The sequence below is a fragment of the Agrobacterium sp. CFBP 3001 genome, from assembly GCF_027871605.1.
GTDB classification, from domain to species: domain Bacteria; phylum Pseudomonadota; class Alphaproteobacteria; order Rhizobiales; family Rhizobiaceae; genus Agrobacterium; species Agrobacterium leguminum.
Genome location: NZ_JAQAHD010000007.1, coordinates 23,301 through 35,198, shown reverse-complemented (window position 1 = coordinate 35,198; position 11,898 = coordinate 23,301). Strand labels below are relative to the sequence as shown.

The 11,898-nt window shown below is 60.8% G+C and carries 9 protein-coding genes; all 9 read left to right on the top strand.

Features of this window, described 5'->3' with window-relative positions; all coding sequences use genetic code 11:
* Nucleotides 1–286 precede the first annotated feature (286 nt).
* The 9 genes from PH605_RS11265 (at nt 287) to PH605_RS11225 (ending at nt 11,311) form a co-directional block, all read left to right on the top strand.
* Nucleotides 287–1,318, top strand: coding sequence for an ABC transporter substrate-binding protein (locus tag PH605_RS11265; RefSeq protein WP_010900264.1), 1,032 nt, complete (start codon nt 287–289; stop codon nt 1,316–1,318).
* 86 nt (nt 1,319–1,404) lie between these two features.
* On the top strand, nt 1,405–2,901 hold the full coding sequence (locus PH605_RS11260; RefSeq protein WP_010900265.1) for a sugar ABC transporter ATP-binding protein: 1,497 nt from the start codon (nt 1,405–1,407) through the stop codon (nt 2,899–2,901).
* A gap of 22 nt (nt 2,902–2,923) precedes the next feature.
* Complete coding sequence (locus PH605_RS11255; RefSeq protein ID WP_010900266.1) at nt 2,924–3,886, top strand: ABC transporter permease; 963 nt, start codon at nt 2,924–2,926, stop codon at nt 3,884–3,886.
* A 1-nt stretch (nt 3,887) separates the two neighbouring features.
* The gene (locus PH605_RS11250) at nt 3,888–4,841 is read left to right on the top strand and encodes an ABC transporter permease (protein ID WP_010900267.1); all 954 of its coding nucleotides are present in this window, start codon (nt 3,888–3,890) and stop codon (nt 4,839–4,841) included.
* 19 nt (nt 4,842–4,860) lie between these two features.
* Complete coding sequence (locus PH605_RS11245) at nt 4,861–5,544, top strand: SGNH/GDSL hydrolase family protein (protein ID WP_010900268.1); 684 nt, start codon at nt 4,861–4,863, stop codon at nt 5,542–5,544.
* An 81-nt stretch (nt 5,545–5,625) separates the two neighbouring features.
* On the top strand, nt 5,626–7,128 hold the full coding sequence (gene glpK / locus PH605_RS11240; protein WP_010900269.1) for a glycerol kinase GlpK: 1,503 nt from the start codon (nt 5,626–5,628) through the stop codon (nt 7,126–7,128).
* A gap of 17 nt (nt 7,129–7,145) precedes the next feature.
* Complete coding sequence (gene glpD, locus PH605_RS11235; protein WP_142845058.1) at nt 7,146–8,681, top strand: glycerol-3-phosphate dehydrogenase; 1,536 nt, start codon at nt 7,146–7,148, stop codon at nt 8,679–8,681.
* 65 nt (nt 8,682–8,746) lie between these two features.
* Nucleotides 8,747–10,705, top strand: coding sequence for an acetate--CoA ligase (gene acs, locus PH605_RS11230; RefSeq protein ID WP_010900271.1), 1,959 nt, complete (start codon nt 8,747–8,749; stop codon nt 10,703–10,705).
* Between the two features lie 21 nt (nt 10,706–10,726).
* Nucleotides 10,727–11,311 carry an adenylate kinase gene (locus tag PH605_RS11225; RefSeq protein ID WP_010900272.1) on the top strand — a complete coding sequence of 195 codons (585 nt, stop codon included), beginning with the start codon at nt 10,727–10,729 and terminating at the stop codon, nt 11,309–11,311.
* Nucleotides 11,312–11,898: the final 587 nt, after the last annotated feature.

The following is an 11,898-nucleotide window of genomic DNA, read 5'->3' as shown; positions in this document are numbered from 1 at the left end:
ATCTATGGCGCAAGTTTATTGATATTCATTCAGTCTGAATAATTATTGACAGCGATTTAGAGGTATGGCATTTCTATGAATGGGAGAGCAAGATTTTCCAGGAACTGCACATAGCCAACCCCAGTCATCCAATGGCGTTGGCCCGCGATTAAAGCCGCTTCAGCGGCCTGGATAAATGCGTCTCCGTATCAATGGAGATCCGACGTCGTGAGGACGACGGTGTTTGTGCAAGGGAGGAAATCTCGTGAACGGCTATCTGAAATCTATCCTCGGGGCTACGCTTTTGATGGCGTCGACCGCGGGCCCGCTTTGGGCTGATGACGTCAAGTTTATGGACGGCATCACGCCACGGGCTGGCGACAATCCGCAGACCGAAGCGGGCAAGTTCAAGAAGGATTGCGGCTGGGTCATCGGCATGAGCGATTTTGGCGTCAACGCCAACACCTGGACGGTCCAGGTCGCTCACGAGTCCGAGGCTGCTGCCGCTGCCAACAAGTGCATCAAGAAGTTCGTCCTGCTCGACGCTGGCTTTGACCAGAAGAAGCAGGTCGCCGACATCGAAGATCTGATCGCGCAGAAGGTCGATGCGATCATCGTCCAGCCGGTCACGTCCACCTCCGCAAACGCATCGATGAAAAAGGCGATTGCCGCGGGTATCCCTGTCATCGTTCATACCGGTCGCGTCGATACGGATGACTACACGACGGAAATCCAGGGCGGCGCCGAGCATTTCGGCAAGGTCATGGGCGACTGGCTCGTCAAGACAGTCGGAAACGACGGCAAGATCTGGGTACTACGCGGCCTCGCCGGCCATCCTGAAGACATCAACCGGTATAACGGCCTGTTGGAATCGCTCAAGGGCACGAACGTCAAGATCGTCGCCGAAGAACACGGCGACTGGCAGTACGACAAGGGCAAGAGCGTTTGCGAGACCCTCTACCTGAACAACCCTGACGTACAAGGCATCTGGTCGTCGGGTGCCGACATGACCCGCGCCTGCGTCGACGTCTTCAAGCAGTTCGGCGCCAAGATCCCGCCGATCTCTGGCGAAGGCAACAACGGGTTCTTCGGCCAGTGGATCAACGACAAGTTCGAGTCGATCTCCGCGGAGTATTCGCCGGCACAGGGTGCGGAAGGTGTGCATGCGGCTATCGCTCTGCTCGAAGGCAAGCAGCTCTACAAGCACTACGACTACAATCCTCCGGGCTGGGATCTCGAGAAGGTCAAGAAGTATTACCGCGACGATCTCTCGGCGAACGTCTGGTGGCCTTCTCAGCTGTCCGAGGACGACCTGAAGAAGTATTACAGCAAGAACTAATTATCCCTCCCAAGGCGCATCCGCCGGTTTCGTTCCGGAACCGGCGGATGGTGACCGAACGGAGTTGCATGGATTGGGAGGAACGAATGGCCAACCTTATAGAAATGTCGAACATTTCAAAGTCGTTTGGCGGAAGTCTGGCACTGGATAGGGTGTCGCTGGAGCTCTTGCCGGGTTCCGTCCATGCCCTGATGGGCGAAAATGGCGCCGGCAAATCGACGCTGATGAAGATCCTCGCGGGTGTTCACCAGCCCGATAGCGGCGAGATCTTCAAGAACGGCCACAAGATTGCCTTCCTCAATCCGAAAGAGGCGCTCGACTTCGGCATCTCGACTGTCTTCCAGGAGATGACGCTTCTGGCGAACCTGACGATCGCCGAAAACATGTTTCTCGGACGTGAGCCGGTCACGCGCTTCGGAACGGTCGACTACAAGCGCATGAATGCCGAAACCGGAAAGGCGTTGAAGGAGCTTTCGCTCGATCTCGATCCTCGGACGCTGGTTTCGAACCTCACCATTGCCGAGCGGCAATTCGTCGAAATTGCCCACGGGATCAAGGCCGATGCCTCGATCTTCATTCTCGATGAGCCGACAGCAGCACTCAACGCCGCCGACGTCGAGATCCTCAACAAGCATATCCGCCGCTTGCGCGATGCAGGCAAGGCCCTCGTCTATATCTCGCATCGCATGGATGAAATCTTCCAGATCTGCGACACCGTCACGGTGCTGAAAGATGGCAAGCTGATCGGCACGCGCCCGCTTTCGGAAATGACGCCGACGTCGTTGATCGCAATGATGGTCGGCCGCGAGCTGAAGGACCTCTTCCCGGCAAGAAACGGCTCGGCATCCGGCGAGCCGATGCTCGACATCAAGCATTTCAAGATCGGTGCCTCGACGAAGCCTTTCTCGCTCCATGTTTGCAAGGGCGAGATCGTCGCCCTGGCAGGGCTCGAAGGACAAGGCCAGCAGAAGCTTCTGCGCTCGCTCGTCGGCAAATTCCAACCGTTTTCCGGTACCATCACGCTGAACGGAAAATCGCTCGCCCTGCCGGTGCCGAACGAAAACGGTGTGCGCAAGCTGCAGCAGATGGGTGTCGGCTTCATTCCTGAGGACCGCAAGGAGGAAGGCTTGTTCCTCAACCTCCCGATCGCGCACAATATCGAGATTGCGCTCCATTCGGCGCGCGCAGGATTTTCTCCCGCCAAGAACTACCGGACGTTGGTTGCCGACACCATCAAGCGGCTGAACGTCCGGACGATCAACGCATCCGCACCCGTCGGCGCTCTCTCCGGCGGCAATCAGCAGAAGGTCCTGCTTGGCCGCTATATCGCCGCCAATCTCGATATCCTGCTGATCGAGGAGCCGACGCGCGGCGTCGATATCGGCGCCAAGTCGGAAATCTACAAACTGCTTCGCGACTTCACGCAGAACGGCGGGGCCGTGCTGGTCCTGTCGAGAGAAACCGTTGAGCTCATCGGCCTTTGCGATCGCATCTATGTCGTCCATGGCGACACGGTTGTGGCCGACATGCCCGCCGCCAAGGCGACAGAGCACGACATCCTCGACGCCGCCTTGAGCGCGTGAACGCCAACAGAGAGCCACTCCGATGACCAAGACCCTCACAAGACTATTCAAGGGAAATCAGAGCCGCCAAGGTCTCTGGATCGTTCCCCTGCTGATTACCATCGTCCTCAGTATCGCCCTGATCATCCAGACGGACCAGTTCCTGAACCGGGAAAACCTGTTCAACCTGGTCGCGCAGGCAATGCCGCTGATCATCACGGCGGTCGGTCAGCTGTTCGTCATCCTGGTCGGCGGTCTCGACCTTTCCGTCGGATCGCTGATCAGCTTCACGACGGCCATCCTCGCGCTGGACGCGCCGGGTTACATTACGATCCCGGCGGTCTTTCTGCTGGCGGCACTGCTCGGTCTGACGAACGGCTATGTCATTACCCGCCTCAACGTGCACCCGATCATCGCGACACTGGCGATGCAGTACATCGTCCTTGGCGCTGCACGTATCTTGCGTCCGGTCTCCGGCGGGACCATCCCGGATGCCGTCATCAGCTCGGTCTCGGGGTCGTTCCTCGGCATCCCCATGCCGATATTCTGGGGCATTTGTGTCGCCGTGGTCGCCTGGAAATTGCTCTACGGCTCGCGGTTCGGCCTGCATCTCTTCGCGATCGGCGGCGGTATTGCGAGCGGCGTCGAAGATGCCACGCGCAACTTCGGTGTCGCCGACAAGCGCAACGTCATTCTCGCCTATGTCGCCTGCTCGTGCTTTGCTGCCCTTGCCGGCGTGTTCCTGGCCGGCCGCATCGTGTCCGGCGACCCGAATGTCGGGCTTCTCTTTGAACTCGACGCGATCACTGCAGTCGCCATTGGCGGCACACAACTCTCCGGCGGCGTCGGCAGCCTGCAGGGAACGATTATCGGCGCCCTGGTGCTGGCGCTCCTCTCGAACGGCATGAATCTGGTCAACATTTCGCCGTTCATCCAGACGGCGATCAAGGGCGGCATCCTGCTCCTTGTCGTCGGTTTCCAGACACGCAAGAAGATGGGGCTCTAAGATGTCAGCCTTCGCGAAAAACCCTGCAATTCAGCGAATGCTCAAGATTGCGCCCTCCTACTACGTCTTTGCATTGCTTCTGCTCGTCTTGTGGGTCTCGCGCCCACAGATGCTCAATGCAAATGTGATGGGCATCTTCATTCGCCAGGTCGCCCCTCTCGGCGTCCTCGTTCTCGGGCAGCTGCTCGTCATGCGGGTCAAGAGCATCGATCTCGCCGGCGGCGGCATCATCCTGCTCGTCAACTACTTCATCTCATCCGGCCAGTTTCCTGGAATGTCTGCGACCGGTTTCGTGCTGCTGGGGCTCTTCACCGGCACTGCGATCGGGCTGTTCAACGGGTTCATGGTGGGCAAGCGGCGCGTCTCGGCTGTTATCGTCACCCTCGCCGTCAGCATCATTCTTGTCGGCGCTGTCCAGTTTCTGTCGAGCGGCAAGCCGCCGGGCAACGTGCCCAGCTACTTCAACGACATCTATAATGTGAAACTTGGTCCCCTGCCTCTCCCGGTCCTGTTCTGGGTCGCGCTGACGGCACTGCTGTCCCTGGTTCTTTCGAGAACGGTGTTTGGGCGTTACGTGACCTCCGTCGGCGCCAATGCGGAAGCGGCGCACTTCTCAGGCGTTCCGGTCGAACGCACGGTCGTCGTGGCGCATACGCTCGCAGGCCTGATCGCGGGCATCGCAGCCCTCGTTCAAACCGCATCGATCGCCGTCGGAAGCGTCCGCGTCGGTCTGGATTTGCCGATCCTGTCGGTTGCCGCGACCATTCTCGGCGGCGTCGTGTTCGGCCGGGGGGAAGGTGGCGTCTGGGGGCCGTTCTTTGGTGTCCTTTCGTTCGCGCTCCTCTTTGTCGTGATGACGTCCTTCGGCGTCAGCGACTCCGGAAAGCTGATCGCGCAGGGCCTCATCATTCTGCTTGCGGCCATTTTCTACGGCCTCAAGGCACGCAACTCGTAGTTATCGGAGGAGTAACGATATGGCAGAGAGCCGCTCAATATTATGTTTTGGGGATTCACTCACATGGGGTTGGATTCCGGTACCGGAGTCGTCGCCGACGCTCAGATATCCCTTTGAGCAGCGCTGGACCGGTGCAATGGCTGCGGCACTCGGTGACGGCTATTCAATCATCGAGGAAGGCCTTTCCGCCCGCACGACCAGCGTCGAGGATCCGAACGATCCCAGGCTGAACGGCAGCGCCTACCTGCCGATGGCGCTCGCCAGCCATCTGCCGCTCGATCTCGTCATCATCCTTCTCGGCACCAACGACACCAAGTCCTATTTCCGCCGCACGCCCTATGAGATCGCCAACGGCATGGGCAAGCTTGCCGGACAGGTTCTGACCTCGGCCGGCGGGATCGGCACGCCCTACCCTGCCCCGAAGCTTCTGATCGTTTCGCCGCCGCCGCTCGCTCCCATGCCTGACCCGTGGTTCGAAGGCATGTTCGGTGGCGGTTACGAAAAGTCGCTCGAACTCGCAAAGCAGTACAAGGCGCTCGCCAACTTCCTGAAGGTCGACTTCCTCGACGCCGGCGAGTTTGTAAAGACCGACGGCTGCGATGGAATCCATTTCTCCGCCGAGACGAACATCACGCTCGGCCATGCGATCGCGGCGAAGGTCGAAGCGATTTTCTCACAAGAGGCGAAGAACGCTGCGGCTTAGCAGTCTTCCGCCGCCGGCCGCCAGCGCCTCCCTCCCAAGGACGCTGGCGGTCCCCTTCCGCCAACAAGATTTGAGGCTTCCATGACCGGCTATGTTCTGGCGATCGACCAGGGGACGACGTCCTCACGAGCCATCGTTTACGGCCCTGATGCCCAGCCGATCGCGATCGATCAAAAAGAGATATCCCAGTCGTTTCCGAAGTCGGGTTGGGTCGAGCACAACGCCACTGAAATCTGGGAATCTGTCCTTCAGACCTCCCGTAACGCTCTTGCGCGGGCCGGCATAGAGGCGCGCGACGTCGCGGCGATCGGCATAACCAATCAGCGCGAAACATGCCTCGTCTGGGAGCGGTCGACGGGCAAGCCGATCCATCCAGCGATCGTCTGGCAAGACCGGCGGACCTACGGCGCCTGCGAGGTCCTTCGCGCAGACGGCTTTGGCCCCCTGATACAGGAAAAAACCGGTCTTCTGCTCGATCCCTATTTTTCCGCCACGAAAATCGCCTGGATCCTCGACAATGTCGAGGGCGCGCGGCGCGCGGCCGAGAACGGCCAACTGCTGTGCGGCACCATCGACACCTATCTCACCTGGATGCTCACCGGCGGCGCCGTGCATGCGACGGACGCCACCAACGCGTCGCGCACCTCGCTGTTCGACATTCGTGAGAATTGCTGGGACGACGAATTGCTAGGCGCCTTCAGAGTGCCGCGGGCTCTTTTGCCTGAGGTCAAGGATTGTGCTGACGATTTCGGTCAGACGATCGCCGCCCATTTCGGCGCTCAAATTCCGATCCGGGCGCTCGCCGGCGACCAGCAGGCCGCCCTGCTTGGTCAGGCCTGCCTGAAGCCCGGAATGCTCAAATCGACTTACGGCACGGGCTGCTTCGTCGTTCTGAATACCGGCGATAAGATTGTCCGGTCGTCCAACCGCCTGCTGTCGACCATCGGCTATCGCCTCAATGGCAAAACGACCTACGCGCTTGAGGGTTCGATCTTCATGGCAGGGGCCGCGGTTCAATGGCTGCGAGACTCCCTGAAGCTCATCAAGGAGGCCGACGAGACGGGCCGTCTTGCGCATCTGGCCGACGAACAGGAAGACGTCTATCTGGTGCCGGCATTCACCGGGCTCGGTGCACCGCACTGGAATTCGCAGGCTCGTGGCGCGATTTTCGGCCTGACGAGAGGGACGGGGATCGCGGAACTTTCGCGGGCGACGCTGGAATCCGTCTGCTACCAGACGCGCGATCTCCTTGAGGCCATGGCCTGCGATTACCCGATGGAGGTCAGGGGCGCGACCCTTCGCGTCGACGGCGGCCTGTCGGGCAGCGATTGGGCCATGCAGGCGCTGGCCGATTGCCTGGGCAGCGTCATCGAGCGATCGCAAAGCCAGGAAGCGACCGCTTACGGCGTTGCGGCACTTGCGGGCGCTGAGAGCGGCGTCTGGCCCGATCTTCAGACCTTTGCCGCGAACTGGAAGGCAAAGCGCAGCTTCACCCCCAACCTCAACACTGACGAGCGGGCGCGACGCTATCGGAAATGGCGCGCCGCCGTTGCAAGCACGCTTTCCTATGCGGCAACGGCGTGACGTTACGGGAGACCGAGATGGCAGATAAGATCCACGACCTGTTCGTAATCGGCGGCGGCATCAACGGTTGCGGGATCGCGCGCGACGCGGTCGGTCGCGGCTATTCGGTCGCCTTGGCGGAGATGAACGACTTTGCATCCGGCACATCATCGGGTGCCACCAAGCTCATCCATGGCGGCTTGCGTTATCTCGAGCACTACGAGTTCCGGCTGGTCAGGGAATCGCTGATGGAGCGCGAGGTGCTCTGGGCGATGGCGCCGCACATCATCTGGCCGATGCGCTTCGTGCTGCCCTATCAGAAGGGCGGTATTCGCCCGGCCTGGCTGATCCGTCTCGGACTCTTCCTCTACGACCATCTCGGCGGCCGCAAGCTGCTGCCGCCGACAGCGGTACTCGACATGCGCCGCGACGAGGCGGCCAAACCGCTGAAGGCGCTCTTCACCAAGGCGTTTGAATATTCCGACGGCTGGGTCGACGATGCCCGCCTCGTGGTGCTCAATGCCCGCGATGCTGCCGACAAGGGCGCGCTGATCATGCCGCGCACCAAGGTTGTCTCGGCGCGGCGCGAGAACGGGCTCTGGACGATCGAGACCGTGGACGCGATCTCCGGGATCGCGGCGGTTCACCGGGCGCGCATGCTCGTCAATGCGGCCGGTCCCTGGGTAGACCATGTGATCCGAGGCGCCTTCGGCAAGAATGAGGCGCGCAACGTCCGTCTCGTCCAGGGCAGCCATATCGTCGTGAAGAAGAAGTTCGACGGGCCGCGGGCCTATTTCTTCCAGAACCCCGACAATCGCATCATCTTTGCCATTCCCTATGAGGACGAGTTTACGCTGATCGGCACCACCGATCGCGACTTCAGCGGCGACCCGAAGGACGTCAGGATCTCGCAGGAGGAGACGGACTACCTCTGCAAGGCGGCGAGCGAATATTTCAAGGAGCCGGTCAGGCAGGACGATATCGTCTGGACCTATGCGGGGATCCGCCCGCTTTTCGACGACGGCGCCACGAAGGCGCAGGAGGCGACGCGCGATTATGTGCTGAAACTTGACGGCTTCGTCGGCAGCGAGGTCAACAGGGCTCCGCTCCTCAACGTCTTCGGCGGCAAGCTCACCACCTACCGGCGTCTGGCGGAGCACGCGTTGGAGAAGATCGGTGAGGCGATCGGCACCAAGGGGGCTCCCTGGACCGCCAAGAGCCATCTGCCGGGCGGCGACTTTCCGGTTCAAGGCTACGAGGCGGAGGTGACCAAGCTTCACAAGGACTATCCGTTCCTCGCCCCTTCGCATGCGCGCCGGCTCGTTCGCCGCTATGGCACCAAGGCATCCGCTCTTCTCGGCACTGCCGAGAAGATCGAGGACCTCGGCCGGTTGTTCGGGTCCGATCTCTACGAAGCCGAAGTGGTCTATCTGATGGCGCACGAATGGGCGCGCACAACGAATGACATTCTCTGGAGACGCTCGAAGAAGGGGCTGCATCTCAGCCACAGCGAAGTGGCCCTTCTCGACCAATTCATTTCTGAAATCATCCAGCGGCAGGTCGCCGCGCAGTGAGATTCTTTGGTCGGCCGCCGCGCATCGATCGTGCCGGCCGACAGCGTGACGTTTGAGGAGTTTTCATGTCGGAAAAGATTTATCCGGTCGCCAAGCCGGTGGAGAGCCATGCGTTGATCAACAAGGCCGAGTACCAGGAATGGTACGCGGAAAGCGTCGCCGACCCCGAGCAGTTCTGGGGCAAGCACGGCAAGCGCATTGACTGGTTCAAGCCCTACACCAGCGTAAAGGACACCTCCTTTACCGGCGACGTCTCGATCAAATGGTTCGAGGACGGTGAGACCAATGTCTCCTACAACTGCATCGACCGGCACCTCGCGACAAACGGCGACCAGGTCGCCATCATCTGGGAAGGCGACGATCCGTCGCTCGACAGGAAGATCACCTACCGCGAGCTCTACGAGCACGTCTGTCGTATGGCGAACGTCCTGAAGAAGCACGGGGTCAAGAAGGGCGACCGCGTCACCATCTACATGCCGATGGTGCCGGAAGCGGCCTATGCGATGCTCGCCTGCGCCCGTATCGGCGCGATCCATTCGGTGGTGTTCGGCGGCTTTTCACCCGAGGCGCTGGGTGGCCGTATCGTCGATTGCCAGTCGACCTTCGTCATCACTTGCGACGAAGGCCTGCGCGGCGGCAAGCCGGTTCCGTTGAAAGCCAATGTCGACAAGGCGATCGATATCGCCGCGCGCGGTCACGTCATGGTCAAGAACGTTCTGGTGATCCGCCGCACCGGCAGCCCGCTCAGTTGGGCGCCGGGCCGCGACCTCTGGCATCACGAGGAAGCAGCCACTGTTTCGGCGGACTGCCCGCCCGAGCCGATGAAAGCCGAGGATCCGCTGTTCATCCTCTATACGTCAGGCTCGACCGGCAAACCGAAGGGCGTTCTACACACCACCGGCGGCTATCTCGTTTACGCCTCGATGACGCATGAATATGTGTTCGACTACCAGCACGGTGATATCTACTGGTGCACGGCCGATGTCGGCTGGGTCACCGGACATTCCTATATCGTCTATGGGCCGCTCGCCAACTGCGCGACGACGCTGATGTTCGAGGGGATCCCGACCTTCCCCGATGCTGGCCGTTTCTGGGATGTGATCGACAAGCACAAGGTCAACATCTTCTACACCGCGCCGACCGCAATCCGCTCGCTGATGGGCGCCGGCGATGATTTCGTCAAACGATCCAGCCGATCCAGCCTGCGATTGCTTGGCTCGGTCGGCGAGCCGATCAATCCGGAAGCCTGGGAATGGTACTATCATACGGTCGGCGACGGGCGCTGCCCTGTTGTCGATACCTGGTGGCAGACGGAAACCGGCGGCATCATGATCACGCCGCTGCCTGGCGCGACCGACCTGAAGCCCGGCTCGGCTACACGGCCCTTCTTCGGCATCAGACCGGAGCTCGTCGATGCCGAAGGCAAGCTCATCGAAGGGGCCGCCGACGGTAATCTTTGCATCGCCGACAGCTGGCCGGGTCAGGCGCGTTCGGTCTATGGCGACCACGAGCGCTTCATCCAGACCTACTTCTCCACCTACGAGGGGAAATATTTCACCGGCGACGGCTGTCGCCGCGACGCCGATGGCTACTACTGGATCACCGGCCGTGTTGACGACGTGCTCAACGTCTCCGGCCACCGGCTCGGGACGGCGGAAGTCGAATCCGCCCTGGTATCGCATCACCTCGTCTCCGAGGCAGCCGTCGTCGGCTATCCGCACAACATCAAGGGCCAGGGCATCTATTGCTATGTCACGCTGATGGCGGGCAGCGAAGGGTCCGAAGAGCTCCGCCAGCAGCTGGTGAAACATGTCCGCGCGGAAATCGGGCCGATCGCCTCGCCTGATAAGATCCAGTTCGCGCCGGGCCTGCCGAAGACCCGCTCGGGAAAGATCATGCGCCGCATCCTGCGCAAGATCGCCGAGGACGATTTCGGGTCGCTGGGCGACACCTCGACGCTTGCCGATCCCGCTGTCGTCGACGACCTGATCGCCAACCGGCAGAACAGAGCCGAGGCGGCCTAGACCGAAGGAAAGGACTATCCCATGAGACTGATACTGATGGGCCCGCCCGGGTCCGGCAAGGGGACCCAGGCAAAGCGCATTTGCGAAAAGCTCGGCATCCCGCATCTGTCGACCGGCGATATCCTCCGGGCCGAGGTCAAGGCGGGAACGCCCCTCGGTTTGGCGGTCGCGGCCACAATGGCAGCCGGCGGGCTCGTTTCCGACGATACCGTCTCGGCGATCGTTGCCAGCAGGATTGCCGGTCCGGAAGCTCAACGCGGCTTTGTGCTCGACGGGTTCCCGCGCACGATCTCGCAGGCTGCCGCGTTGGATCAATCACTCGGTGAGCATTCCCTGACGGCTGTCATCGAGCTCGTCGTCCCGGAGGAAGAACTCTACGACCGCATCTGCAGAAGAGCGGCAGAGTCCGCCGGCGCACAGCGCGCCGATGACAATGCCGCAACATTGGAACTGCGCCTCAAGGCATATCGGGCCGAGACCCTCTCTGTCAGCGAGTTCTACAAGGGTCGGTCGCCGTACTTTCAAATCGATGGTCTTGCCGCTCCCGAGGAAGTGACCGCCCGGATTCTGGAGCTCCTGGAGTCGGCCGCGGCCGAATATTCCTGAGACATTACTAATTCGAGATCAATTTTACCGGATATTCATTCACTCAGAATAATTATTATTGGACCTCGTTATCTTGGGTGGAGAATCATGAGCATTCATTTTGACTTCCTGCTGCTGCGCGGACCGATCCGGACCAAAATCTTTTGCCTGCTGACGCCGATACTTGTCGGCATCGCTGGCTTGAGCCTCGTCAACTATCTCTCCGGCAACATGCTGAATACCCAGCTCGCGAGCAGCTCGAGCGGGATGGTCACGCTGTCTGCGATCAAACAAGCCCAGGACGGGATGAACTCCTTCCTGCTTGAGGCGACCGAGGCCAAGCGCGACGCGCTGAAGGCGCTGCTCGCCGACCAGAGCGCCAAGATATCGACGAGCCTGTCCTTCGCCCAAGAGCAGGATGAACGGCAGAGCTTGCTTGCCGCCGGGACGATTGCCGAAGAGGTCTCCAGGACGATCGACGGCCTCTGGGAAATGCACAGCGACGAGAGGAAACTTCGCGAGGGTATCGCTAGCGATCTCGCAACCTTGTCGGACGTGCAGTCCAAGCTGCAGACTTACCTCAACATTCCCGCCGACCAGGCGGCGGC